General features: G+C 60.7%; 27 protein-coding genes. 13 read left to right on the top strand and 14 right to left on the bottom strand.

The annotated features are described in order from the left end of the window. Both rpoD and RSB01_RS04190 read left to right on the top strand, forming a co-directional pair. Positions 1 to 1,309 (top strand): RNA polymerase sigma factor RpoD (gene rpoD, locus RSB01_RS04185; protein WP_332625102.1); only part of this gene is annotated, 1,309 nt, incomplete at its 5' end. A gap of 72 nt (positions 1,310 to 1,381) precedes the next feature. Continuing rightward, complete coding sequence (locus RSB01_RS04190; RefSeq protein WP_332591523.1) at positions 1,382 to 2,017, top strand: HAD-IA family hydrolase; 636 nt, start codon at positions 1,382 to 1,384, stop codon at positions 2,015 to 2,017. A 64-nt stretch (positions 2,018 to 2,081) separates the two neighbouring features. Here the strand turns inward: RSB01_RS04190 and RSB01_RS04195 are convergent, their stop codons facing one another. The 6 genes from RSB01_RS04195 to RSB01_RS04220 form a co-directional block, all read right to left on the bottom strand. After that, positions 2,082 to 2,438 (bottom strand): DUF1428 domain-containing protein, encoded by a 357-nt coding sequence (locus tag RSB01_RS04195; RefSeq protein WP_332591524.1) that lies wholly within the window; start codon positions 2,436 to 2,438, stop codon positions 2,082 to 2,084. A gap of 186 nt (positions 2,439 to 2,624) precedes the next feature. Then, on the bottom strand, positions 2,625 to 3,119 hold the full coding sequence (locus RSB01_RS04200; protein WP_332591525.1) for a VOC family protein: 495 nt from the start codon (positions 3,117 to 3,119) through the stop codon (positions 2,625 to 2,627). Continuing rightward, complete coding sequence (locus tag RSB01_RS04205; RefSeq protein ID WP_332591526.1) at positions 3,116 to 3,592, bottom strand: SRPBCC family protein; 477 nt, start codon at positions 3,590 to 3,592, stop codon at positions 3,116 to 3,118. The genes RSB01_RS04200 and RSB01_RS04205 overlap by 4 nt, the downstream gene beginning before the upstream one ends. A gap of 3 nt (positions 3,593 to 3,595) precedes the next feature. Then, on the bottom strand, positions 3,596 to 4,024 hold the full coding sequence (locus RSB01_RS04210; RefSeq protein ID WP_332591527.1) for a VOC family protein: 429 nt from the start codon (positions 4,022 to 4,024) through the stop codon (positions 3,596 to 3,598). 68 nt (positions 4,025 to 4,092) lie between these two features. Then, positions 4,093 to 4,488, bottom strand: coding sequence for a VOC family protein (locus tag RSB01_RS04215; protein ID WP_332591528.1), 396 nt, complete (start codon positions 4,486 to 4,488; stop codon positions 4,093 to 4,095). Between the two features lie 312 nt (positions 4,489 to 4,800). Continuing rightward, positions 4,801 to 5,010, bottom strand: coding sequence for a flagellar hook protein FlgE (locus RSB01_RS04220; RefSeq protein ID WP_332591529.1), 210 nt, complete (start codon positions 5,008 to 5,010; stop codon positions 4,801 to 4,803). 217 nt (positions 5,011 to 5,227) lie between these two features. On the opposite strand from RSB01_RS04220, the gene RSB01_RS04225 reads away from it, so the two are divergent. Together RSB01_RS04225 and RSB01_RS04230 are read left to right on the top strand one after the other, a co-directional pair. Then, complete coding sequence (locus RSB01_RS04225; protein ID WP_332620067.1) at positions 5,228 to 7,201, top strand: DEAD/DEAH box helicase; 1,974 nt, start codon at positions 5,228 to 5,230, stop codon at positions 7,199 to 7,201. A 65-nt stretch (positions 7,202 to 7,266) separates the two neighbouring features. Continuing rightward, a complete protein-coding gene (locus tag RSB01_RS04230; protein WP_332591250.1) occupies positions 7,267 to 7,587 on the top strand; it encodes an Mpo1-like protein in 321 nt (106 codons plus the stop codon). Between the two features lie 4 nt (positions 7,588 to 7,591). Here RSB01_RS04230 and RSB01_RS04235 read toward each other — a convergent pair whose 3' ends face one another. Beyond that, positions 7,592 to 8,680 (bottom strand): N-acetyltransferase, encoded by a 1,089-nt coding sequence (locus RSB01_RS04235; RefSeq protein ID WP_332591251.1) that lies wholly within the window; start codon positions 8,678 to 8,680, stop codon positions 7,592 to 7,594. Between the two features lie 225 nt (positions 8,681 to 8,905). On the opposite strand from RSB01_RS04235, the gene RSB01_RS04240 reads away from it, so the two are divergent. After that, positions 8,906 to 10,642, top strand: a complete 1,737-nt coding sequence (locus RSB01_RS04240) for an oligopeptide:H+ symporter (protein WP_332625103.1) — start codon at positions 8,906 to 8,908, stop codon at positions 10,640 to 10,642. Between the two features lie 144 nt (positions 10,643 to 10,786). On the opposite strand, the gene RSB01_RS04245 is transcribed toward RSB01_RS04240, so the two are convergent. Then, positions 10,787 to 12,835: a TonB-dependent receptor gene (locus tag RSB01_RS04245; protein ID WP_332591253.1), complete on the bottom strand. Its 2,049-nt coding sequence runs from the start codon at positions 12,833 to 12,835 to the stop codon at positions 10,787 to 10,789. A gap of 148 nt (positions 12,836 to 12,983) precedes the next feature. On the opposite strand from RSB01_RS04245, the gene RSB01_RS04250 reads away from it, so the two are divergent. The 3 genes from RSB01_RS04250 to RSB01_RS04260 all read left to right on the top strand — a co-directional run bounded on the left by RSB01_RS04250 (position 12,984) and on the right by RSB01_RS04260 (position 15,120). Further along, positions 12,984 to 13,964, top strand: a complete 981-nt coding sequence (locus RSB01_RS04250; RefSeq protein ID WP_332591254.1) for a TraB/GumN family protein — start codon at positions 12,984 to 12,986, stop codon at positions 13,962 to 13,964. Positions 13,965 to 14,029: 65 nt separating this feature from the next. Then, a complete protein-coding gene (locus tag RSB01_RS04255) occupies positions 14,030 to 14,755 on the top strand; it encodes a glutathione binding-like protein (protein WP_332591255.1) in 726 nt (241 codons plus the stop codon). A gap of 53 nt (positions 14,756 to 14,808) precedes the next feature. Next, on the top strand, positions 14,809 to 15,120 hold the full coding sequence (locus RSB01_RS04260) for a YdeI/OmpD-associated family protein (RefSeq protein WP_332591256.1): 312 nt from the start codon (positions 14,809 to 14,811) through the stop codon (positions 15,118 to 15,120). A gap of 65 nt (positions 15,121 to 15,185) precedes the next feature. Here RSB01_RS04260 and RSB01_RS04265 read toward each other — a convergent pair whose 3' ends face one another. From RSB01_RS04265 to RSB01_RS04290, 6 genes are all read right to left on the bottom strand, one after another. Beyond that, a complete protein-coding gene (locus tag RSB01_RS04265; RefSeq protein WP_332620011.1) occupies positions 15,186 to 16,241 on the bottom strand; it encodes a linear amide C-N hydrolase in 1,056 nt (351 codons plus the stop codon). A gap of 17 nt (positions 16,242 to 16,258) precedes the next feature. Beyond that, positions 16,259 to 17,053 carry a hypothetical protein gene (locus RSB01_RS04270; protein WP_332620013.1) on the bottom strand — a complete coding sequence of 265 codons (795 nt, stop codon included), beginning with the start codon at positions 17,051 to 17,053 and terminating at the stop codon, positions 16,259 to 16,261. A 201-nt stretch (positions 17,054 to 17,254) separates the two neighbouring features. Further along, positions 17,255 to 18,694: a metalloprotease TldD gene (gene tldD / locus RSB01_RS04275; RefSeq protein WP_332625105.1), complete on the bottom strand. Its 1,440-nt coding sequence runs from the start codon at positions 18,692 to 18,694 to the stop codon at positions 17,255 to 17,257. A 157-nt stretch (positions 18,695 to 18,851) separates the two neighbouring features. Continuing rightward, the gene (locus tag RSB01_RS04280; protein ID WP_332591592.1) at positions 18,852 to 19,625 is read right to left on the bottom strand and encodes a DUF2807 domain-containing protein; all 774 of its coding nucleotides are present in this window, start codon (positions 19,623 to 19,625) and stop codon (positions 18,852 to 18,854) included. Between the two features lie 32 nt (positions 19,626 to 19,657). Beyond that, the gene (locus RSB01_RS04285) at positions 19,658 to 20,227 is read right to left on the bottom strand and encodes a DUF1700 domain-containing protein (RefSeq protein ID WP_332591591.1); all 570 of its coding nucleotides are present in this window, start codon (positions 20,225 to 20,227) and stop codon (positions 19,658 to 19,660) included. Next, positions 20,227 to 20,640: a PadR family transcriptional regulator gene (locus RSB01_RS04290; RefSeq protein WP_332591590.1), complete on the bottom strand. Its 414-nt coding sequence runs from the start codon at positions 20,638 to 20,640 to the stop codon at positions 20,227 to 20,229. The genes RSB01_RS04285 and RSB01_RS04290 overlap by 1 nt, the downstream gene beginning before the upstream one ends. Before the next feature lie 234 nt (positions 20,641 to 20,874). On the opposite strand from RSB01_RS04290, the gene coxB reads away from it, so the two are divergent. The 5 genes from coxB (at position 20,875) to RSB01_RS04315 (ending at position 25,388) form a co-directional block, all read left to right on the top strand. Next, on the top strand, positions 20,875 to 21,861 hold the full coding sequence (gene coxB, locus RSB01_RS04295) for a cytochrome c oxidase subunit II (RefSeq protein ID WP_332625106.1): 987 nt from the start codon (positions 20,875 to 20,877) through the stop codon (positions 21,859 to 21,861). Positions 21,862 to 21,882: 21 nt separating this feature from the next. Continuing rightward, positions 21,883 to 23,526 carry a cytochrome c oxidase subunit I gene (gene ctaD / locus RSB01_RS04300; RefSeq protein ID WP_332625107.1) on the top strand — a complete coding sequence of 548 codons (1,644 nt, stop codon included), beginning with the start codon at positions 21,883 to 21,885 and terminating at the stop codon, positions 23,524 to 23,526. Between the two features lie 70 nt (positions 23,527 to 23,596). Beyond that, positions 23,597 to 24,565, top strand: coding sequence for a heme o synthase (locus RSB01_RS04305; RefSeq protein WP_332620529.1), 969 nt, complete (start codon positions 23,597 to 23,599; stop codon positions 24,563 to 24,565). A 5-nt stretch (positions 24,566 to 24,570) separates the two neighbouring features. Beyond that, a complete protein-coding gene (locus RSB01_RS04310; protein ID WP_332591595.1) occupies positions 24,571 to 24,819 on the top strand; it encodes a hypothetical protein in 249 nt (82 codons plus the stop codon). Further along, positions 24,819 to 25,388: a cytochrome c oxidase assembly protein gene (locus tag RSB01_RS04315; RefSeq protein ID WP_332591596.1), complete on the top strand. Its 570-nt coding sequence runs from the start codon at positions 24,819 to 24,821 to the stop codon at positions 25,386 to 25,388. The genes RSB01_RS04310 and RSB01_RS04315 overlap by 1 nt, the downstream gene beginning before the upstream one ends. Positions 25,389 to 25,445 lie beyond the last annotated feature (57 nt).

A 25,445-nucleotide genomic window follows, 5' to 3' on the forward strand; every position in this document is an offset into this window, starting at 1 on the left:
TGAGGGCGAGGACGAGGACGACGACGATTTCGACGATGGCGGCGGCATGTCGATCTCGGCTCTGGAAGCCGAGCTGCGTGACGGTGTCATGGAAGTGCTGGACGCGATTGCGGCCGACTTCGGCAATTTCCGCAAGCTGCAGGACAAGCTGGTTGAAGCGCGCCTGAAGGGCGAGGTTCTGGCGGCCAAGGACCAGAAGGCTTATGAAACCCTGACGACGGCCATTGCTGACCGTCTGAAGACCATGAAGCTGAACAATGCGCGTATCGAGTCGCTGGTCGAGCAGCTTTACGCCATCAACAAGCGTCTGATCGGTCTGGAGGGTCGCCTGCTGCGTCTGGCCGATACCTACGGCATTTCGCGTCCTGAATTCCTCAAGGCCTATTTCGGCTCCGAGCTGGACCCGAACTGGTCGGAACAGATCAAGGAAATGGGCGTACGCTGGACCAAGTTCAGCGAGAACGAAGCCGCACAGATCGCCAAGATCCGCGGCGACGTGGCCGCTATTGCCAGCGAAGCCGGCCTGCCGATCGACGACTATCGCCGTATCGTGCAGATGGTCCAGAAGGGCGAGCGCGAAGCCCGTCAGGCCAAGAAGGAAATGGTCGAGGCCAACCTGCGTCTGGTTATCTCGATCGCCAAGAAATACACCAACCGTGGCCTGCAATTCCTCGACCTGATCCAGGAAGGCAATATCGGTCTGATGAAGGCCGTCGACAAGTTCGAGTATCGTCGCGGTTACAAGTTCTCGACCTATGCCACCTGGTGGATCCGCCAGGCGATCACCCGCTCGATCGCCGACCAAGCGCGCACCATCCGTATTCCGGTGCACATGATCGAGACGATCAACAAGATCGTGCGTACCCAACGCCAGATGCTGCATGAAATCGGCCGTGAAGCGACGCCGGAAGAGCTGGCCGAACGTCTGGCCATGCCGCTGGAGAAGGTCCGCAAGGTCCTGAAGATCGCCAAGGAGCCGATCTCGCTGGAAACGCCTATCGGCGATGAAGAAGACTCGCACCTCGGCGACTTCATCGAAGACAAGAACGCGATCCTGCCGATCGACGCGGCCATTCAGTCGAACCTGCGTGAAACCACCACGCGCGTTCTGGCCTCGCTGACCCCGCGTGAAGAGCGTGTACTGCGTATGCGCTTTGGCATCGGCATGAATACCGACCACACGCTGGAAGAAGTTGGCCAGCAGTTCTCGGTGACGCGCGAGCGTATTCGTCAGATCGAAGCCAAGGCGCTTCGCAAGCTGAAGCACCCGTCGCGTTCGCGTAAACTGCGTTCGTTCCTCGACAGCTAAGACGGATCAGGGCAAAGGCTTGGGGTGGTCCGTGTACGGACCGCCCCTTTCCGGCCCTGTTCAAGGACGCGAATGACGACGCCCAAACTGGTCATCTTTGATTTCGACGGGACGCTGGCAGATACCTATGGATGGTTTCTGTCGATCCTCGACGATGCGATTTCACGTTTCCGCCTCTATAAGCCGGGGCCGGACGAGGTCGAGGCTATGCGTGGCCTTTCGGCCCGTCAGGTAATGACCAGAATGAAGGTCCGCCCGTGGAAACTGCCCGCTATCGTGCGCCATACGCGCCGCGAGAAGCTGAAGGCGGCGGCCACGACCCAGTTGTTTGACGGTATCCCAGAACTGCTGCGTGATTTGCGGGCGGCGGGGATCAAGGTGGTGATCGTCTCTTCGGACACGACTGAATCTGTGCGTCAGGTTCTGGAGCGTGAAGGGATCGAAGTGGATATGCTGAACTGTGGAGCGTCCATCCACGGCAAGACCAGCAAGTTCAAAAAAGTTGTGAAGGCCATGGGCGTGGATGCGGCCGACGCGGTGAGCGTTGGTGATGAAATCCGCGACATTGATGCGGCCAAGCCGATCAATATGCGCGCCGGTGCTGTGTCGTGGGGCTATACGCTTCCCGAAGCCTTGGCCAAGCATAATCCGGCCTATCTGTTCAAGGACGTGGCCGATATGCGCCGCATACTGTTGGGTCAGGATTAGAGCTTAACAGGACTAGACATTAAAAAAGGCGGCTCTGTTCGGGAGCCGCCTTTTTCTTTGTGTGTCAGGTCGCGCCGTTGTTGAAGACGGTTTCGAAACCGCCCCACATCATGCGCTTGCCATCGAACGGCATGTCCATATTGGCGAAGGCCGGATCGTTTTCCATCGAGGCCCATGCGTTGTCGGCGGTGGCCTTGTCGGGCCAGACCAGCCACGAGAAGACGACAACTTCATCCTCTTCAAGTTTCACGGCCATGGGGAAGCTGGTGACCTTGCCGTCCGGCACATCAACACCCCAGTTTTCAACATGGGCGGTGGCGCCGTAGCGCTGGAAATGGGGCCATGCAGCCTCGGCCGAGGCGACGTAACGCTGTTTGTCCTCGGGCTTAACGGGGGTCAGAAAGCCGGTGATGTAACCCATCTTGGTTTCTCCTTCGGAGGTTGGCCCTGACGCTGGCCACGCGGGGTGGACGAGGTGAGGGGGTTAGAAGTGACTACTCATCAAGCCGCGTCGGGTCGGGAGGTCCCGCAGGGCCGACGGCCGCGGATAACTAAACAAGAACCGCGTCGGGTCGGGAGGTCCCGTAGGGCCGACGATCGCGGCTCGCTAAAGAACCGCTGCGTCCGCCGCGGCCTCGATCACACAGATGTCGATTTTCTGCATGGTCATCATGGCTTCGAAAGCGGCCTTGGAGCGGGCAGGGTTCGGGTCATCGAAGAACTCCATCAGGCGGCGCGGGGTGATCTGCCAACTGACGCCCCAGCGATCCTTGCACCAGCCGCAGTCGCTGGCACGGCCGCCATTGTCGATAATGGTGTGCCACAGGCGGTCGGTTTCGCTCTGGTCCTCGGTCAGGACCATGAAGGATACGGCTTCGGTTTGCGGGAACATCGGCCCGCCGTTCAGGCCCATAAAGGCGCGACCGGCAAGGGTGAAGTTGACCACCAGTTCTTCGTCCTGATCCGTCGAGGGATTGGCGGCGGGGCTGCGGCTCACCTTGTCGATATGGCTGTGGGGTAGTTCCAGCGACATATAGAACTCGGCGGCCTTTCCGGCCTGACCCTTGTCGAACCAGATACAGGTGACGATTTTGTCGGTCATGATGCGGGGCTTTCATTTGCGAGGCGCTCTGCGACCTCGGCCAGTTGATCGGCGGCCATGCCCCAGCCCTGCTCGAAGCCCATCGTGCTGTGGGTCGTCATTGCCGTTTCATCCCAGTGGCGGGCTTCGGCGGTGTAACGGGTGCCGTCGCCCTCTGGCTCGAACCTGTCGATGCGGACGAAATTCATATCGCCTGCCTGTGGTACCCAGCCTTCGGTCATGGCCCCTGTCGTGACCAGTTTACGCGCGGGGATGATTTCGAGGACGACACCGCGATAGCTGTGACGCTCGCCCTCGGGGGACTGCATCACCACATCGGCGCGGCCACCGGGGTGCAGATCGTAATGCACTTCGGGGGTTGTCCACGGGCGGGGCGTAAACCATTCGGTCGCGTGGTCGGTATAGGCACGCCAAACGGTTTCGGGCGGAGCCTTGATGAAGCGGCTGATCTTGAGATCAAAAAGTTCGCCCATGGTTCAGCCCTCGAATGCGTCCGGTGTGGAGGGAATGGAGGCGGGGTCCATCCACATGACTTCCCAGATGTGGCCATCAGGGTCCGCAAAGCTGCGGCTGTACATAAACGGAAATTCGATGGCCGGATTGGGATCAGCGATGCCGCCATGGGTATCGGCAGCCTCGGCCAGGCGGTCCACTTCGGCCTTGTTTTCGGCGGAAATACAGATCAGCACCTGCGCCGTTTTATGGGCGTCGGGGATGGCGCGCTCGGTGAAGCTGGAAAACTTCTCGTGGGTTAGCAGCATGGCGTGGATGGTGTCTGAAAACACCATGCAGGCCGCTGTATGATCCGAGAACATGGGGTTTTTCTGCCCGCCGACACTTTCGTAAAAGGTCACAGATTTGGCGAGGTTGTGGACGGGCAGATTGATGAAAATCAAACGCTGCATCACTTTACCTTTTCAAGTTGGGTGAACGCTGGTCCGGATTTACCGCAGGGTCAAGTTAAAGCCGTGGCTCAGCTTGAAGTTGTGATACCGAAATAGACAAAGCTCATCTTGTTGCCATCGAGGTCGCGGACATAGGCACCGTAAAAGTGCGGGCCATATTGCGGGCGAGGGCCGGGATCGCCCTCATTGGTGCCGCCACGGGCAAGGGCGGCGCTGTGGGCGGTCTGAACCTCGGCTTCGCTATCGCACAGAAGGCCGACCATATTGCCGTTGCCGGGCGTGGCGGGTTCCTGATTGTGCGGTTGGGTGATCCACAGGCGGCCCCCGTTGCGCATCTGGTAGCAGAAGCCGTGGGGCATGAAGTCCATGATGACCTCGCCCCCGATCAGGGGCAGGACGCCATCGAAATAGGCCCGCGCCCTGACCACATCGTTAGAGCCGATCATTACATAGTTCAGGGACATGGGTTTGCTCTTGATGATCTAGAACATATCAAGAACATCGATTGGGGTGAGCGTCAAGGGGGTTGTGCGGGAGGCGGGTGCCCCCTCCGTCACGGCTTGCGCCGCGCCACCTCCCCCGCTGAAGCAGGGGAGGAGAAGTTTGCGTGGTTGTGCGCCGCCAGCCCGCGTCGGGTCGAGAAGGCGGAGCCTTCTGACCGCGGGCCACGAAGAAAACACCGCGTCGGGTCGGGAATGACGAAGGATATGAAGGGAAATTAAAGCCCTCAAGCAGCGAGCCACCGCGTGGCGAGCGTTAGGGTGTATGAAAGCCCTTCAGGCTTTCATATCAAGCAAGCTTCCCATCATCACGTCGGCGGTGCGGGTGACGGTGAGGTTGGCCGAGAGCTGGGTGCGGGCGGCGGCGGCTTCGACCGATCCGGTCTGGGCGTTTTGCAGCGGGGCGACGGCGGTTTTGCTGGCAGCAGCCTCGAAGCGCTCGAAAGCGTTTTCAATAGCGGCAGTGTTCATCGTCAGGGCTTGCATGGGGCTTTCCCTTGAAATCCGGCGGTTCTGCGAGTGGGGCCAGATTGCCACGCTTTGCCTCAATGGGGAATGAAGCAAGATGGTGAATGTTGATTTCGCCCCATCAACGCCTTGTTTGGTGTATAGAGACGCCCATTCGCCCGGCTCGAGGAACTGTCCTTGGCCGGGCGCGTCTTTTTTTAGAAGGCGCAACAAGTTCTATTTAGATCGTGAATCCATGCCCTTTCCAGCCGTTCATCCTGCGTTAGACCGCGCTCTCTCCAAAAAAGGGTACGCTGAACCGACTTCGGTTCAGGCTGCCGTGTTGGAAGTCGGGCATGGGGATGCAGATCTGCTGGTGTCGGCTCAGACAGGTTCGGGTAAAACCGTAGCCTTTGGTCTGGCCGCTGCCTCTACTCTTTTCGATGGTCAAGAAACCCTTGGTCAAGCCGGCGCTCCGCTGATGCTTGCCATTGCGCCGACCCGCGAGCTTGCCCTGCAAGTCGCCGCCGAGCTGACATGGCTCTACGGTGAAGCCGGTGCCAAGATCACCACCTGCGTCGGTGGCATGGACTCCCGCAAGGAAGCCCGCGCCCTGCAATATGGTGCGCACATCGTGGTCGGTACGCCGGGTCGCTTGAAAGACCACATTGACCGTCGCGCTCTGGACCTGTCCAAAGCCCGCGTCATCGTCCTCGACGAAGCCGACGAAATGCTCGACATGGGCTTCCGCGACGACCTCGAATACATTCTGGAACAAGCGCCGGAAGAGCGCCGTACCCTGCTGTTCTCGGCGACCATCGCCCGTGACATCGCGGTTCTGGCCAAGCGCTACCAGAACGATGCCATCCGCATCGACACCGTTGATCGCAGCCAGCCGCACAACGACATCGAATACCGCGCCATGCGCGTTATCCCGAACCAGATCGAAGGCGCTGTTGTTAACGTTCTGCGTTACTTCGAAGCCCCGAGCGTTCTGGTCTTCTGCTCGACCCGCGCCAGCGTAAACAACCTGCAAGCAGCCCTGCTTGAGCGTGGTTTCGCCTCGGTCGCCCTGTCGGGTGAAATGGGCCAGCGCGAACGTAACGAAGCGCTGCAAGCGCTGCGTGACGGCCGTGCCCGCGTCTGCGTGGCGACCGACGTTGCGGCTCGTGGTCTGGATCTGCCGGATCTGGGTCTGGTGGTTCACGCCGAACTGCCGATCAACAAGGCCACCATGCTTCACCGTTCGGGCCGTACCGGCCGTGCGGGCAAGAAGGGTGTCTCGGTTCTGCTGGTTCCGCATTCTCGTCGTCGCAAGGCTGAAATGCTGCTGAATGCTGCCGGTGTTGAAGCTGTCTGGTCGGGTGCGCCGACGTCGGAAGAAATTCTGGTCAAGGACGAGCAACGCCTTCTGGCCGCGCCGATCTTCACGCAAGAACCGGCTGCCAGCGATGCAGAACTGATCGCGCAAATGGTTGCCGAGCGTACGCCGGACCAACTGGCTGCGGCTGTGGTCAACATGCTGCGCAAGAACCTGCCGACGCCTGCGAACCTGAGCGATCCGGGCGAAGGCCCGCAGCGCAAGCCGCGTCGTGAAGGCGAAGCCTATGAGCCGTCCTCGTCGCCGTTCGACCGTCTGTCGTCGGACGAGTGCACCTGGTTCCGCATGGACATCGGTCGCAACCGCAATGCCGATCCGAAATGGCTGATCCCTATGATCTGCCGCATCGGCGGTATCACCAAGGCGCAGATCGGTTCGATCAAGACCTTCCCCGAAGAGACCCGTTTCGAAATCGCGACCAGCCATGCTGAAGCGTTCAAGAAGCTGGCCGAAATGAACACTCAAGAAGCCAACATCACCAGCTCGGAAGCGCCTGCTGCCGGTATGTTCAAGGGTGGTCACCGTAATGGTCCGCGTGAAGGCGGTCGTGACTTTGGTGGTCGCGAGGGCGGTCGTCCGTCGTTCGGCCGCAAGCCGTTCGGTGGCAATGACCGTGGCGACCGTGCCGAGCGTCCGCGTGGCGAATGGCAGGAGCGTAGCGAATTCAAGCCGCGCACCGAGGGCGGTGACCGTCCTGACCGTGGCGCCAAGCCGTTCCGCCCGCGTGGTGATTTCGACAACAAGCCGTCGGGCTTCAAGGGCAAGCCTGCGGGCGGTAAGCCTTATGCCGGTAAGCCGGCAGCTGCCGGTGGCAAGCCGGGCTTCAAGAAGCCGCGCCGCTTCGACTGATAGCTGAAACTGCTAACGCGGTTCTGTGATTTGCCTCCGGTGAAAACCGGAGGCATTTTGCGTTTATGAGCATGCACCCAGCCGAAGGGCGGTTTGCCTCGTTCGAGGCCTTCTATCCCTATTATATTCACGAGCATTCCAACCGGGCCTGTCGACGTATCCATGTGGTCGGGACGGGGTTGGTGATTGCCGCCTTTGTCGCCTTCTTGGCGACGCGCAATGCGTGGTGGCTGCTGGCCATGCCGTTGCTGGGCTATGGCTTTGCCTGGGTGGGGCATTTCTTTTTCGAGAAGAACCGGCCCGCGACGTTCAAATATCCGCTGTGGAGCCTGATGGGCGATTTTCGGCTGTTCTGGGAAACCGTCAGCGGCAAGCGCCGGTTCTGAGGCCTTAGCGGCGAGGCTGGCGCTGGGTGAAGCTGTAGCAGCCCTCGAACGCTGTCGGCTGCCAGTCGGCAAAACCGGCGTCTGGGACGTTGAAATGCGCAAAGGCATGGCCCCAGCCGCCTTCATTATGGGCAAGGCTTGCCTTGGCACCGAGGGCTGCGTGGGTCTTGGCCGAAACCACAGGCAGGCGCAGCTTGGCCGCCTGCATTTTACGGCCAGCCCGTTTCAGCGCCCGTATCAGGGTCGGAATGGCGCTGGCAGGCGCACGGTTCAGTGCGATCAGGTCGATGATTTCGAGTGTGACGACCTCGACAGGGCCAACCTTGGACAACTGTCCCATGGCATAGGCGCACAGGCCCTGATCGTCATAATAGCCCAGAAGCACCGGAGGCGAGGCAAGGTCCGGCATGGCCAGCCGCCAGCGCATAAGGGCGGGGCTGCGATCGACGACCAGTGCGCCGTCCGCTTTTAACTGCTGCCAGAAGCTGCCGAAGGCGGAGGTGTCGGACAGATCCGCAATGGCGCGCACACCGTCAGGCCATACCATGCTGCGCGGATCAAAGACCGGACCGGTTCGCGGCAGAAACCTTTCGCCCAGCAGTGGATAGAGCGCCGGAATGCGCGCCCCCAGACTGCGCAGGCCCTTGGCGACAAAAATGCGCGAAGGGTCCAAAAGCCAGGCCAGCTTTACGTCATGGACCGGCGAGGCAAAGGGTTTCAGCCCATAGTGCCGGTAGATGGGCGAGCCGATGTCGTTGGCATTGAAGATGCTGACAGCGAACATATCGGTCTGGCCCAGAAAGGGCTGGATCAGTTCGCGCAGGGACCCTTTGGCGCGGGGCGAGACAATAATCGAATGGCCGGTGGCGGCTTCGTACACTGTCGAATCACGAACATAGCGTTGGCGGAAATTGCCTAGAAAGCCGTCGATGCGCCCGTCATTATCGATCACCCAGCCCATAGGCGATGTGCCGCGTGCGGGGTTGGATGCCAGCCAGCGCCACTGTGCCTCGCTCGGGACGGGCCAGTGAATATCTGTGTGGAGGGCGTTGACGCCTTCGATGTCGGCAAGTTCGAATGGCCGGACAGTCACGGGAAAACTCCGCGTACGCATTGTGGTCATTAGGCTTACTATGTGTCGAGGTGTCGCACCTCCTACAAAGGGCAGCGGTAAAGATTGTTTGCAATCTACGATTTTGTGACCGTTTTACGCCGGACATGGGTCGAAAAACGACGTTAACATCTTGTTACACGGCGCGTGTCGTGCTGTTTCTGACCGCTTTCGCGCCCGGTGGGGGCGCCAGACATGGAGTTCCGCGTGTCAGCGACGGAAAGTGGGGGCGCCCTAGACGCCGCGCCCCGTAAGACCTTCCTCGGGCATCCCCGAGGGCTGGTGGTGCTCTTCTTTACCGAGATGTGGGAGCGTTTCTCCTATTACGGTATGCGCGCCCTGCTGACGGTTTACCTCGTCCAGCACTTCCTGTTCGGCCCGAAAGAGGCTCAGGGTATCTACGCTGCCTATGCGGCGATGGTTTATCTGATGCCGGTTCTGGGCGGTATGATTGCCGACCGTTATCTGGGGGCCCGCAAGGCCGTCATCATCGGCGCAGTGATGCTGGTGGCCGGTCACTTTGCCATGGCCTTCGAAGGTGAAGGCGGCAAGGAGCGTATGACGGTCGACGGCCAGACCTATCAGGTCCAGGTCGACGGTCGTGATCAGAACCGCAAGATGTTCGTGGTCAATGACGCAGGCGAGCGTGCCGAGATCAAGATCTCGGGCGAGGGCGTCACCCGCGTTGAGCCGCTGGCCGAAGGCCAGACCGGCTTCCCGAACACGGTCCCGACCGGTGGCTATACCACCGAGATCACCCGTGATCTGGGCTTTGGCGAGCCGATGCTGTTCTTCGCCCTGTCGCTGATCATTGTCGGCGTGGGCTTCCTGAAGGCCAATATCTCGACCGTTGTGGGCGCGCTCTATGAAGAGAACGATCCGCGTCGTGACGGTGGTTTCACCATCTTCTATGTCGGCATCAACCTCGGCTCGTTCCTGGCGACCGCGGCCTGCTCGTATCTGGGCTATAATTATGGCTGGGCCTATGGCTTCGGTCTGGCCGGTATCGGCATGCTGATTGGTCTGGTGACCTTCCTGCTGGGTCAGTCGTGGCTGGAAGGCCGTGGCGGACCGCCGCAACCAATCAAGGGTCGCCGCATCCTTGGCGTGCCGGTCGAGCCGTTCTTCTGGATCGCCACCATTGTTTCGGTCTTCCCGATCTGGATGCTGATGCAGCGTCACGGCATCATCGAAGCGGTGCTGATCCCTGTGGCGGCTGTAACCTTTGCGCTGGTCGTCGGTACAACCGTCTTCACCCTGAAGGGTGCCGAGCGTTCGCGTATGCTGGTCGCACAGGTGCTGATCTTCTTCTCGGTGCTGTTCTGGGCGCTGTTCGAACAGGCTGGCTCGTCGCTGACCCTGTTTGCCGACCAATCCACGCAGATGCCGAACTGGTTCAATGCCGGTTACACCCAGATGTTCAACCCGGGCATCATTGTTCTGGGCGGTCCTCTGGTTGCGGCCCTGTGGGTCTGGCTGGGCAAGCGCAACAAAGAGCCTTCGACACCGGTCAAGTTCTCGGTGGCACTGGCGCTTGTGGGCGCAGGCTTCCTGCTGTTGGCATGGGCCGCATCTTCGCAGGCTAACGACGCCTTCAAGGTGCCGTTGATGTTCCTGTTCCTGACCTATCTGCTGCACACGCTGGGCGAGCTGTGCCTGTCGCCGGTTGGCCTGTCGATGATCACCAAACTGTCGGTGGCGCGCATGGTCGGCATGATGATGGGCGTCTGGTTCCTGTCCTCGTCGGTAGCGCACATCGTGGCCGGTGTGATCGCCAAGGCGACCGCAACCGACACGATTGCCGGTGTGGTCACCGACCCGTCCAAGGCGCTGGAAAGCTATACTTCGATGTACAGCACCATCGGTTGGACCGGTGTTGGCGTCGGCGTTCTGCTGTTGCTGCTGTCGCCGCTGCTGAAGAAGGGCATGGCGGGTATCCGCTAAGCCTTCCGGTTACGGCTTGATAAAAAAGAAGGCGGCATCCCCGAGGGGGTGCCGCCTTTTTTAGTGGCCTGACGTTTGTGCCGGTATGGCAGGGAAAGTGTCAGGTGTTCCGGTGGCGCGACAGGATCGCCACGCTTGGAAGCCTCAGAACGTCTTGCGCAGACGGATCTGGTAGAAGGTGCGCGGATCAACGAAGCGATGCTCGACAAAGCTGATCGGGCGGCTGACGCGGTCGCCATAGACGGTGCGTTCGATGTTGAAGTCGTCCCAGATATTGACCTGAGCGCGGATCGACAGGGTCGGGGCGGGCTTATACTCGGCCCACAGCTCGTAATAGTCGCTGCCCTTCCAGCCCGAAGTCTGGTCCGGCTGATAGTTCATCTGGCCCAGACGCGGGATCCATGCGCCACCCCATTGCAGCTTCCACGAGGTGATGTCCTGCTGGAAGGAGACCACGGCCTGAGAGGCGCGGACACCCGAGATCGGGCGTTTCTGGCCGGTGGTCGGGTCGGTAACCTCGGTCTTGTTCCAGCTGTTGCGGAAACCGAACTGGCCGCCGTTGATGCCCATCTTGTCCAAAGGCAGGGTGACGTTCAGGTTGAGCTGGTCCAGCGTGCCTTCGCCGATATTGCCGACCGCCGCGAGGCCGCCGTCCAGCGGGATCAGGTCGATGGCGTCGCGGATTTCATCGTGGCGCAGGCCGATGCTGACAACACCTTCGTCCCAGAAGCGTTTTTCATAGGTGATCTCGCTGACCCAGCGCTGCTCGGGGCTGAGATTCACATTGCCGCCCATGACGTTTTCTTCGGACAGGCTGGCCGAGGCGGCAAAGTCCTCGAAGTTCAGCTGGCCGACCACACGCTCGAAGCGCAGGCGCAGCTGGTTCTTGTCGCGCGGGTTCCATGTCAGCAAAATGCGCGGCTTGGCAAAGAAGAAGCTTTTCTCCTGATCGGCATCGCCTGACTGGCTGATGGTGGAGTTTTCAAGACGCAGGCCGCCTTCCAGCGTCCATTTCGGATTGATGCGCCATGTGCCCTTGCCGAACAGTTCGCCGCGCGTTTCCTCGACCTTAACCGAGGCCGAGGGCAGCGGGATATTGGTGCCGCCGACCGAATAGGCCTGCTGGGTTTCCAGCATGTTGTAGGCGACCTCGCCGCCAGCCTCGAAGTCCATGCTGGCATTGCGCTCGAAGCGGACAAGGCTGCGCAGGATGGTTTCGGACGCATCGCCGGTCGAGGCAAAGCGCTGTTCCGGATCGCTGACGCCGTCGATACGGGTATTGGAGATGGAGACGTTGTCGAAATCGCTGAACTCGTGGATCAGGCGGGTTTCCAGCTTGGTGCGCGTGGTCAGCGGGCGGGTAAAGACAGCGCCGACCTCCCCGCTGGAACCGTCATTGTCCGAGCGGCTGTCGCGCAGGACGTTCGGGGCCGTTTGCAGGTTGATATTGTGCCAGTCATTGACGCCGTAGCGGGCGGTCAGGTCCAGCTTGCCGCCGAGGACCGGACCGGACCAGTTGCCACGGATCGAGTTGCCGCCGCCATAACCGTCATTCCAGTATGTCTCGCTGCGGGTGACATTGCCGTTGGCATCGACGCGTTGCAGGGGGCCTGTGCCGTTGGAATCGCTGGTCGAGATGCCGTCACCGAGGGTCACGCCCCAGGTATAGTCACCCTTGCGGCGGGTGAACTGGTAGGTGCCGCCGAACAGGTCCTGTCCGCCTTCGAACAGGCTGGCATTGAAGGTGGCAATGTGTTCGCTGCTGGCGGTATTTTTCAGGATGACGTTGGCGACAACGGCATAGCCTTGCATCTCGATACCGGGGGCACCGCCACGAACCAGCTCGATGCGCTCGACCTGTGCGGCAAGGGTGCGGCCCAGAACGTTCGAGCCGGTGTCGTTCTTGGAAGCAGGGCGGCTGCCATTGATCAGGATATTGCCGACCGCACCTTCGAAACCGCGTGCGCCGTCGCCGTCATTGACCGAGAAACCGGGAACGCGGTTGACCATGTCCAGCGCCGTATTGGGGCGGTAGTTGGCAAAGAATTCCGGCTGGAAGATCAGCACGCCGTGCTCGCCGGTTTGCGGCATGGAGGCGGGCGGGGTGTCGGCATGTGCATGGGACGGCAGGGCCATCACGGGCACCATGAGGGCGGCAATCAGGGCGGTTCCGGTCAGCAGGTGATGGCGCATCGCTTAATGTTCCTTGAACTTCGTTGCACCATCAAATGCGGCTTTTAGAGTACGATCTCCAGTTACAAGACAGACAGGTGAGTTACATCGAAGACAGGATTACGCGACTGTAATGATTATGAATATTGGTTTGAGATAAGGTGGTTTGATGAAAACTTCCCTCGCCCGTCTGGCTGTTTCGCTCCTGTTGTCTTTGTCGCCTGCGACGGCCTTGGCCGTGACGCAGGACTATAGTGTCGATCCCGCAAACAGGACGGACGAAACCCCGTCGCAGGTCGAGGAGATTGTGGTGGTGGCCCGTCGGGCGGGGCTGCCGATCTGGACCGTTCGGCGTGGTGACGAGGGCGTCCTTATACTGGCGGGTATGATCCGCGAGGTGCCCGACGATTTCGAGTGGCGGCCTGCGGCCCTGGAAGATGCGGTATCGCGCTCAACCCGCGTGTTGTTCCCGCAAGAAGGGAAGGCCTCGCCTGCGGATATCTTCCGTATCATCTGGCGCTCGCGCACCATTGCCTTTTTGCCCAATGACACGCGGGCGGCGGATTATCTGTCGGCGGAGGACATGGCGCGCCTGACGACATTGATGGCGGGCGAGCGCAGTGACAACTGGCAGCGGACCAGCTTCCTGATGACGGCGATCACGCTGATCAAGGAACAGGGCGGCGAGAAGGATTCCAAGTCACCGCGTATCGAACGCGCGGTCGAGCGGGCCGCACGACGGGCCGGTGTCAAAACCCATCATATCGGCGTGGTGCGCGGCAATGAACTGGTGGAGACTTTGATCTCGGCACCGCCCCAGACGCACATCCCTTGTCTGGATGCGGCCATGTCGGTGGCGGAGTATGGTCCGACGGCTGTGGCTGACCGCGCCGCCGCTTGGAGCCGTCTGGATGTGAAGGGCGTTCTGGCATCGCCGGTCGATCTGGCCATGGATGTGTGCTGGCCATGGGGCGATCCCGAGGTGCGCCCGCGTGCGCGTGCCGAATGGGTCAATGCCATCTCCACCGCCATTGCCGACGAGGGCGTGACGCTGGCTATCGCACCGGTTCGCACATTGGGCGAAGAGGGCGGGGTGCTGGACATGCTGGTGGCGGCCGGTTTCGAGATCGACGGGCCGGACTGGAAGTGATGGTAAAATAATTTGACGTAAATAGGTGCGCGTCCGACTGTCCTTGCAAAGAGGGAGGATGCCGGATGATCGAACTGCACGGGTGCGATACGCCCAATGGCCACAAGGTGGCGATACTGCTGGCTGAACTGGAGCGGGCAGGGGCAGGGCTGGCGCACAGCACGACCAAATATAATCTGCTGGAGGGACACCATCTGGAGCCCGCCTTCGCGCAGATCAATCCGAACCGCAGACTGCCTGCCATTGTGGATCATGATCCGGCAGGCGGCGGTGAGCCGGTGGCGGTGTTCGAGAGCGGGGCCATCCTGCTCTATCTGGCCGAGAAGACGGGGCGGTTCTTGCCTGCCGATACGCAACAGCGGGCGCAGGCATTAAGCTGGCTGTTCTGGCAGATGGCGTCGCTGGGGCCGCAACACGGACAGGCGCACCACTTCTTGCGTTATGCACCCGAGCCGCCGGAGTATGCGGTCACGCGCTATACTAGGGAGGCGCACCGCCTGTTCGATGTGCTGGAGGGGCGGCTGTCACAGGTGGACTATCTGGCAGGCGAATATTCCATCGCCGACATGGCTGTCTGGCCGTGGGTGCGGGCCAGCCGCGCCATCGATATGGATGTGTCGCAATGGTCCGCGCTGAAACGCTGGTTCGATCGGGTAGGGGCGCGAGAGGCCGTGCAACTCTATGCCGAGGTGCCAAAAGACCACCCCGCCCAGGCCCGCCACATGAAGCTGTCACCCGAGCAGTGGTCGGTGCTGTTTGGCGACAGGATGTGGGGTGCCGCCAAGGGGTAGGTGCGTCTGTGCCTAAAAGGATCTAGTCTGGGGGTAATCGAACGGAGTTGGCTATGGTCAAGGCGTCGGATGATTTCCCGCAAGGTGTGGTCCATGAGGCCGGTGCCGATATGGAGGCGGCCATTCGTGCGGACGGGGAGGTTCTGGCCCTGTGGCAAGGGCTGACCCCTTTGGGCCGCAACGAGTTCATCTGCTGGGTCGAGGATGCCAAACAGGCTGCGACCCGCCAAAAGCGTATCGTGCGCACCATCGAGGAAATGCTCGAGGGCAAGCGTCGTCCCTGCTGTTGGCCTGGATGCGTCCACCGCACGGACAAACCGCCGTCAAAATGGCAGCAGGCGATGAAGGAAGGGCGTAAGGTTTGAGGATGTCACAAGGTATAAAGGCCACCCGTCGGGGTGGCCTTTAGTTTGGGTATTCTGCAGCGGGATTATTGCGGTCCCTGGAAGGGGAAGGGGCGGGCATTGCTGAACTTGGCGGTGGTGTCGCCAGAGTGGGTGTTGATCTGGTTTTCACCCAGTTCGAGGCGCTTGACCGGTGCGTTGGGCGAGAAGTCGATCTTCTTCAGGTCTACCCAGAAGGTGTTGGGGGTCAGGGCTGACTCGAAGAAGTAGAGCTTGCGCTTGTGATCGACGACTGTGCGCCAGCGGGTCGAGGAGATGTTCGGCTGGTCCGGTGTCGAGATGCCGAACGGCACCGAGACGTTACGGATCACGCTGAACACGCTGGCCAGAGCCATGTTCTGGTCTTCGAACTTGGGGATGGCATTGGTGTAGAAGGCGGCGCGGGCAAAGCGGTCTGCGGCGCGGTTGGTGCCCGGCAGCATGACGGTGCCACCAATGTCCTGCCAGTAGCTGTTCAAAGCCAGTTGCTGATCAAAGGTCGGCGAGTTGGTCATCACCTGATAATCGCGGTTGTGGTGGATCACCAACTTGCCGTCGATATATTCGAAGATGGCGCTGTCACCGCCGGAGTCCGACAAGGACAGGTGCAGGGTGGTCAGGCGATCCTGACCCGGCACATTGTCGCTGACTAACACAAAAGGCTCGTCGCGCAGGGCTTCGACGGCTTCGGCCACAGTGGCATAGTTGTCGAGCGCATACTGGGCCCAGGCGGCGATGCTGAGGGCGGGCTTGTTCGGATCATAGGCGGGGTATTGCGACTCGACGAGCCACAGGACATTGGCGACCAGTCCCATTTCATTGACGCCATCCACGGTCGAGATGTCATAGCCGCTGGAAATGACACTGCCGTATTTCGACTTCCATTTTAGTGAATTGGGACCGCCGGCACCGTCGCGATCAATACCGCGCGGAAAGATCCAGAGATTGGTCATAATCTCGTCTTTCCAGTCCATCGAGCGGGCCGTGATAACGGCACCGTCATGGCCATGATAGACGAGGCGGGTGCAGGCCTCTGCAACAGGAGCGGCGAGGGCGAGGGTGACGGCGAGCGCTAACGCGCCCTTCTTCATTCCATTACGCATGTCGTTTCCTTTGTAGGTCAGTAGGTGAGCGACAGGCCCAGAACGGGTCCGTGGCGCGAAACCTTCCAGTCGAAACGCTGGCCGGTAAAATCATCTTGTTCGTAGTTCTGTTGCAGCATGCGGTAGCCCGCATTCACGGACACTGCGCCATCGCCCAGCGGCGTGCGATATGAGGCCAGCGCCTGCCATGATACGCTGTGGCGGTCATTATCGCCCAGGCCACCGGCATCGACTTGCGCGCGCAGGGTCCAGCGATCTGTGACATCCCCCTCGACCCGCAGGCCCAGCAGCAGGTCTGTCCACTCAGCTCCCTTTTGCGAAGCGCCCAGAGGGGTGGCCAGATTGGCTTGCAGCTTGCTCCATCGGGCGCCGACGATAGGCTCGACACGCAAGGCGCGCAGGTCTCCAAAAGCTGTGCGGCCACCGAGCGGATCATCAATCAGTCGATAAAGGATACCCCCTGATACCGTGGTCGTGCGGGTGCCGAGATTGGCGGGCATGCCCAGCAGAGACACATCTTCGGCGGTCTTGGCATATTGGTAGTCGACATAGCCGCCCCAGCGACCTTTGCGGATCTCGACATCGCCCATGACCACGCTTTCCACCTGATCGAAGGCATCAGAGAAAGGCACATCGACGGGGGCTTTATGTCCGGCCAGCGTGACATTGCCGTCAAGAGATGTAGCCCAGACATAGGGACTGACGGTTACGCGCCATTTATCGGCAGAGGGGGCGGTCTGGGCGGCAGCACTCCCTCCTGCAACAGTGGCTATCACGCCAAGGACAAGGGAGGTGGTGCGCAGGGGGATCATGGCGGGCTTTACTCACAACGACCGAAGGAAACGGTTATGAGTGAAGGTGATCAAACTTAAAGAACGATGTGATTTAAGATAAGGGAAAGCCCTCGGTCCGCTTCAAGCCTATGGCGATTTGCGCCAGATATTTTGATGAAAAAGTCAGCCGGAAATGACCCTTAAACCTCAGGGCAAAGGCATCCGGCTGACTTTCAAGCTTTAGACGGCGGTGCCGCCGACGGTGAGGCCGCCCATTTTGAGGCTGGGCTGGCCGATGCCGACGGGGACGCCTTGTCCGGCCTTGCCGCAGGTGCCGACGCCGGGGTCGAAGGCGAAGTCGTCGCCGATCATTTCGATCTTGGTCAGGGCGGTGGCACCGTCACCGATCAGGGTGGCGCCGCGTACCGGCGTGGTGATCTTGCCGTCCTCGATCAGATAGGCCTCGGTGCACTGGAACACGAACTTGCCGTTGGTGATATCCACCTGACCGCCGCCGAAATTGGCGGCATAGAGGCCGCGCTTGGTCGAGGCGATCATGTCGTCGAACTTGTCGTTGCCCGCTTCCATAAAGGTGTTGGTCATGCGTGGCATGGGCTGGTGGGCAAAGGACTGGCGACGGCCATTGCCGGTGGCCTTGGCCCCGAGCTGGCGGGCCGACAGACGGTCGTGCATCAGGCCGACCATGATGCCGTCCTCGATCAGCACGGTGCGCGAGGTCGGGGTGCCTTCGTCATCGAAGGATAGCGAGCCGCGACGGTCGGCAATCGAGCCGTCATCGACAATGGTGACGCCCGGTGCGGCGACGCGCTGGCCCATCTTGCCGGTAAAGACCGACGAGCCCTTGCGGTGGAAGTCGCCCTCGAAGCCGTGGCCGATGGCTTCGTGCAGCAGCACGCCCGGCCAGCCTGCGCCCATGACCACATCCATTTCACCGGCGGGGCAGTCGATGGCCTCCAGATTGACCATGGCCTGACGGATCGATTCATCGACCTGAGCCTGCCAGCGTTCCGGCTTGATCCATTCCTCGAAGGGCGAGCGGCCACCGGCACCCGATGATGCTGTTTCGCGACGCCCGTTCTTTTCGACCGTCACCGAGACGTTCAGGCGCACCAGAGGGCGGATGTCGGAAAGGATCTGGCCATCGCCGCGCAGGATGTCGATGGAGCGGCGCTCGCCGACAATCGAGGCCGAGACCTGCACCACATGCGGATCACGCGCACGGGCAAAGGCGTCGATCTCGGCCAGCAAGGCGATCTTGTCCGAGAAGGACGGGCTGAGCAGCGGATCGATCGGGGCGTAAAGGCGCTGGTTGGTGGCCAGCGGGGCATCCGCAACGATGGCCGAATGACCGCGCTTGGCCAGAGCCGCGCTGTCGCCGGCACGGCGAATGGCGGCGGCGGAGGTTTCGTTGGCATGGGCAAAGCCCGCCGTCTCGCCGGCCACGACGCGCAGGCCGAAACCTTCGGAGGCGTCATAATTGGCGTTCTTCAGGCGACCGTCATCGAACAGCAGGGCTTCGCTCTCGGTCTTTTCGAGGAACAGTTCGCCATCGTCCGCGCCGTCCAGCGCGGTTCGCAGGATGGACAGGGCCTCGGACGCATCGACACCGGCGGCGTCGAGAATGGGGGAGGGCGAAGGAGCATTAGCCGATTGGGTCATGCCCGCTAGATAGGCATGAATGGACCGTTCGTCATCATGGTCCGCACACGCCGCCATAAGAAAAGCCCCCGTAACCGGCAGCAGGAACCGGAAAACGGGGGCTGTAACGCTTTTGGGTGACCGCGCAGGGGAGAGGGGGCGGTCGCTAAAAGCGGTTCTAGCTGGTGACGACCTCGGCCTCGCCCGTCAGGGTCTGGCGAAGTTCGGACGGCTGGCGGGTCAGTCGGACGCGGGTGTCGCCCGAGCCGTCAATGGTGACAATGCCGTCAGCGGAGGTGCGGACGCTGGCATCGCCGCTGACACGGATGGTGGCATCGCGGGTCAGAAGCTCGTCCAGCTTGACCGAGTTGTAGCCAGAGGCATCGACCTTGAGGGTCTGGGTATTGCCCTTGAACTCGGCATCGGCATTGCCGACCAGCGTCAGGTCCAGCGACGGCTGGTTATAGCCGTTCACTTCCAGATCGGTCTGGCCCGACAGGGTGAAGGCCTTGACCGCTCCGCCCTTGATGCGGACGGTCAGGCGGTCACGCTCGCTGGAGCCGGAAACACCGGAACCGGTCCACTGGATATAACCGCGCGAGGGCAGGTCATTATCGTCCAGTGTCAGGCGATTGCCATCCAGTTTGACGGCGTCGACATAGTCCTTGGGACCCGAGACAAAGATGCCCGTTTCGCTGCTGGCAGCGTCATACACGACGGTGATGGGCATATCGATGGCCAGGCTTTCGCTGCCGGTCCAGGCGATGGTGCGCTGGATGTCTGGCTGCTGGGGACCGGCACGTTCAAAGCGGAAATTGTCATCCTTTTCGCTGACAACCCAGGTCCAGCTGTGGCGGGCAAGGTCCGAGCCGCCGACAGCAAAGGCGCCGCCCATGCCGACGATGGCCAAAACCAGACCGGCACCGGAAATGACGAGGAGATTGCGGATCATGATAGGTATCCTCTTCTTTCTTTAGGGCGCGATCAGGCCTTGGCCGGTTCGAGCGCGGGTTTGATGACGCGGTAGTGCAGGCGGGCGTACCAGATGGTGGCGTCGATCATCCATTTGATCAGAATGGCCATCAGACCGATCATGAAGACGCCCAGACCCATCAGGCCGATGCCCATAAGGATGGCGGCAAGGATACCGCCCGGCAGGCCGGCAAATGAGCCCACCACCATGACAGCGCCACCGGCGATAAAGATGCCGATACCTGCGATCAGGAAGCCGATGACGGTGCCGAAGATCGGCAGGACCAGCGGCAGCAGGATCAGGATGTCGATCGCGCCAAGGCCGATAATGCCGAAGATGGCACCCATGGCATTGGAGGCGGTCGGTTGCTGGCTCCAAGCCTTGGCACCGGCCTCGGCCTTTAGCTCGCGGGCGATGCGGTCGGGATCGCCCAGAGCACCGGCAACCTCCTGTTCGCTGCGACCGGCGGCGCGGCCTTCGTCGAAATGGGCCTCGTAGTCGGCGACAATGTCGTCAGCGGCAGCTTGCGTCAGGCCGACAAGGCCTTTGCGAAGGCGGGCGAGGAACTCGTTGCGGTTCATTATTCAGCTCCCTTGTCAGAGGCGTCGCCGGTTGCGGCTGTCAGGGCCAGTACGGGGTCCGGAGCGCCGGCATTGATGGTGTCTTGAGTGGCGGCTTCGGTCAGAAGCTGGTCCACCGAACGGGCAAAGGCTTCCCATTCTGCGCCCTGTGCCTTGAGGGCTTCATGGCCGCGAACGGTCAGGCGGTAATATTTGCGCGACGGGCCGCTGGATGATTCGACCAGATAGGTTTCAACCAGTCCGTCGGTCTGCATGCGGCGCATCAGCGGATAAATCGTGCCTTCGCCCATTCCGATGGCGTCGGACAGTCGCGAGGCGATCTCGTAGGCGTAGCTGTCGGTTCGGGCCAACAGCGCAAGGACGCAGAGGCCCAAAACGCCTTTCTTCAGTTGGATGTCGATGGTTTCGGGCATGTTCTTCCCTCGTTTGATGATTGAAGGGGTAACGCAAGGTATCTTGCCACGCAAGGTACCTATTTAAACATAAACACCTTTTAATCTGGCATTTCCCCAATCCTTGTGAGGCGGAAACGGCCAGACCGCTTGCCCCGAAGCTGTTCATCCGATAACGACCCCTCAAACGCTGCGGTTTTTATGGGCTGCAGCGCGTTTGCGATTGGATCGCAAATGTCTGCTGCGGAACGATTTATGAGGACTTCTCGAATGGGGATGGGCACGCGAGCGATAACGCGGATGGGGGCGGGGATCGCCACTGCTGCGCTTGGCGCATTCGTCGCTGCGCCGACATGGGCGCAGGAACTTTTGGGGCAGCCGACCCCGGGTGCAATCGGTCTTCAGCAGAGCGCGTCTCCGCTGAAGCACGAAGTTACCTTCTTCCATAACTATGTGCTGCTGCCGATGTGCATCGGTATCAGCGTTCTGGTTCTGGCACTGCTGCTGTGGATCGCCGTGCGCTATAACAAGCGTTCGAACCCGATCGCGGCCAAGTGGAGCCATAATACGACGATCGAAGTGATCTGGACGGTTGTGCCGATCCTGATCCTGTTCGTGATCGCCTTCTTCTCGTTCCGCCTGCTGTTCGCCTACGAGAACATGCCGGAACCGGACGTTCGCGTTAAGATCACCGGCAACCAGTGGAACTGGGCGTACGAGTATCCGGACCACAAGGTGCCGGAATACATCTCGAACATGCTGCCGGAAGACAAGACCACCAAGCAACTGTTCCGTCTGGCTGCCGACCAGCCGATGGTGGTGCCGGTGGGCGCGACTGTCGAACTGCTGATCACCGCTTCGGACGTGATCCACGCTGTGGCCGTTCCGGCTTTCGGCGTTAAGATTGACGCCATCCCGGGCCGCACCAACCACACCTGGTTCAAGGCCGAGAAGACCGGCACCTATTATGGCCAGTGCTCGGAACTTTGCGGTGTCGACCACGCCTTCATGCCGATCCAGGTCAATGTTGTGACCCAGGCCGAGTTTGAAGCCTGGCTGGCTTCCAAGGGCGGCTCGATGCCCGGTACCGAAGAAGCGGCTGCTGCCGCGGCTCCGGCGGCTGTAATCGATAATGCTGCGGCTTCGGCTGACGCTGCTGCCGTTCCTGCCCCTGTTTTGGCCCCGACCGCTGCCGCTCCCGCGGCTCCTGCTGCCGCGCCTGTCGCGCCAGCAGCCCAGTAATAGAGCGAGAGCAGATCTAAAATGGCTAGCGCTAGCGCAACTGACAATCACGTGCCGGGGTTCTTTACCCGTTGGTTCTTCTCGACCAACCACAAAGACATCGGCGTCCTGTACCTAATCTTCGCTATCTTCACCGGTCTGGTGGGTGGCGCACTGTCGGGCCTGATCCGCTGGGAACTGGCAGAGCCGGGTATCCAGCTCTTCAAAGAAGGCACGATCATCCAGCAACTGGGTCTCGTCGAGGCCTCCAAGCACGGCTATAATGTTACGGTCACGGCCCACGCCCTGATCATGGTGTTCTTCGTGGTCATGCCGGCGACGATGGGTGGCTTTGCCAACTATTTCACGCCGATCATGATCGGTGCACCGGATATGGCCTTCCCGCGCCTGAACAACATCTCGTTCTGGATGCTGGTGGCCGGCTTTATCATGCTGTGCATCTCGATGTTTGTGGACGGTGGTCCGGGACGCGGCTTCGGCGGCGGCTGGACAGCTTATCCGCCGCTATCGACCATGGGCCATACAGGTCCGTCGTTCGATATGGCGATCTTCTCGCTGCATATTGCCGGTATCTCGTCGATCCTCGGCTCGATCAACTTCATCACCACCATCTTCAACATGCGCGCACCGGGTATGACCCTGCACCGCATGCCGCTGTTTGCGTGGGGTGTGCTGATCACGGCCTTCCTGCTGCTGCTGTCGCTGCCGGTTCTGGCGGGCGCCATCACCATGCTGCTGACCGACCGTAACTTCGGCACCAGCTTCTTCGATCCGGCCGGTGGCGGTGATCCGGTCATGTACCAGCACCTGTTCTGGTTCTTCGGTCACCCCGAAGTGTACATCATGATCCTGCCGGGCTTCGGCATCATCTCGCACATCGTTTCGACCTTCTCGAAGAAGCCGATCTTCGGCTACCTCGCCATGGCCTACGCCATGGTCGCCATCGGCTTCATCGGCTTCATCGTGTGGGCTCACCACATGTACACCGTGGGCATGAGCATCAACCTGCGCGCCTACTTCGTGGCCGCGACCATGATCATCGCCGTGCCGACGGGCGTGAAGATCTTCAGCTGGATCGCCACCATGTGGGGCGGCTCGCTGACCTTCAAAACCCCGATGCTGTGGGCGATGGGCTTCATCTTCCTGTTCACCGTCGGTGGTGTGACCGGTGTGGTGCTGTCGAACGCCGGCATGGACTACTCGCTGCACGACACCTACTACGTCGTCGCCCACTTCCACTATGTGCTGTCGCTGGGTGCCGTCTTCTCGATCTTCGCCGGTTTCTACTACTGGTTCGAGAAGATGTTCGGTGTGAAGTACAACGAGTTCCTGGGCCAGTTGCACTTCTGGATCATGTTCGTCGGTGTGAACGTGGTCTTCTTCCCGCAGCACTTCCTGGGTCTGCAAGGCATGCCGCGTCGTTATATCGACTATCCGGAAGCCTACACCCTGTGGAACCACGTTTCGTCGGTGGGTTACCTGATCACCATCGTCGGCGTCGGTGTCTTCCTGGTTATGCTGCTTGAAGCTGCCATCCGTCGCCGTCCGGCAGAGGCCAATCCGTGGGGCGAAGGCGCTACCACTCTGGAATGGACCCTGTCTTCGCCGCCGCCCTACCACCAGTTCAATGAACTGCCGGTGGTGAAAGCGGACGATCACCACTAATATCCCTCTCCAAGGGATAACAATGGAGAGGCCGCCCTTTCGAAATCCGAAGGGGCGGCCTTCGCCTTTTATGAATATGACAGAACGCCAAGCTCCCATCGTTACGACCGCCCAGCCGGAAGACTTCTTCCAGTTGCTGAAACCCCGCGTCATGTCTCTGGTCGTCTTTACGGCTCTGACAGGGATGATTGCGGCGCAGGGCCATATGCCGCTGCTGAACGCCGTCGTGGCGGTGATCTGTATTGCTGTGGGGGCCGGTGCTGCCGGTGCCCTGAACATGGCACTGGAGGGCGAGACAGACGCCCTGATGCGTCGCACGCGTGGCCGCCCCGTGGCGGCAGGTCGCGTCCGCAAGAATGACGCCATGAGCTATGGCGTGATCCTCTCGGTCTTTTCGGTCATGCTGCTGGGCATGGCGACCAACTGGCTGGCCGGTGGGCTGCTGGCGATGACCATCGTCTATTATGCGGGCTTCTATACGATGCTGCTCAAGCGTCGTACGCCGCAGAACATCGTCATTGGCGGGGCCGCAGGGGCCTTCCCGCCGGTGATCGGCTGGGCCGCAGCCACCGGCGATGCGCCGTGGCAGGCCTGGTTGTTGTTCCTGATTATCTTCTTGTGGACCCCGCCGCATTCGTGGGCGCTGGCGCTCTATTCGGCCGGTGACTATGCCAAGGCCGGTATCCCGATGATGCCTGTGGCCAAGGGTGCCAAGTCCACCCGTCTGCAGATCCTGATCTACACGCTGGTCTTTGTGCCGGTGGCGATCTTGCCGACCTTTGTGGGTGTTGGTGGCGTCATCTATGGCGTGGTGTCGATCACGGGCGGTCTGTTCTTCCTTTATCTGGCTTTGCGTCTGTGGCGTTCGCGCGCAGGTGACCAGCCCGACAAGGCCGAGGCCATAGGACGAGAAGCCGCATTGTACGATGTGCGCCTCGAGGCCAAACCGGCCCGCAACATGTTTGCTTTTTCCATCCTGTATCTGATGGCGTTGTTCTCGGCCCTGCTGGTTGAACAATTGCCGATCATTGGAGCCTGATGCCCATGAGCCAGCCCGAGTTCATCACACTGACGGACGAGCAGGTGAAGGCCCGCAAGCGCCGCAACATCGCCATCGCCTTTGGCCTGCTGGTGTTCATTGCGACCGTTTACGCCATCACCGTCTCGCGTATGCACGCCAACAACCAGGCCCGTCAGGCCCAGATCGCAGCCGAGAACGTGGCTGCCGGTGTTGTGGTGTCGGACCCTGTCGTCGCTGACAGCCCTGCGACGCCGACGACCGAGCAGCCCTAATGGCGGATCGGGAGGCCCAGAAGGCCGCCAACCGCAAGAATCTTGTCGCTATTCTTTGCGTGTTTGGTGTGATGGCTATGGTGGGGGCCGCGTTTGCGGCGGTGCCGCTATATCGTCTGTTCTGTCAGGTCACAGGTTTTGGCGGCACGGTTATGCTGGCCGAGAAGGCACCCGACGAGGTGCTGGACCAGACCGTGATGATCCACTTCGATACCAATGTGCGCAACCTGCCCATGACCTTCGAGGCCGAGCAGGTCAGCCAGCGTGTTCGCATCGGTGAAACGGGCATGGCCTATTTCAAGGTCAAGAACACCTCGAATGAAACGCTTCATGCCACCGCAGCCTATAATGTAGTGCCACTAAAAGCCGGTCCTTATTTCCAGAAACTGCAGTGTTTCTGTTTTGAAGGACAGGAAATCGCTCCGGGTGCGGAGATGATCTTCCCGATTCAGTATTTCGTTGCACCCGAACTGGCGACCGACCGTGAAGGGCGCGGCGTGAAAGAAATAACCCTGAGTTATACCTTTTACCCAACCAAAGGGTTTGATCCCGAGGTTTCCGCCCAATAGGCATTGGCAAACGCCATTCGGCAACGCTATAGCCTCACATAACTCGACTCTCGCCTT

The organism is Brevundimonas sp., from assembly GCF_036659295.1.
In the GTDB taxonomy this organism is placed as follows: Bacteria; Pseudomonadota; Alphaproteobacteria; order Caulobacterales; family Caulobacteraceae; genus Brevundimonas.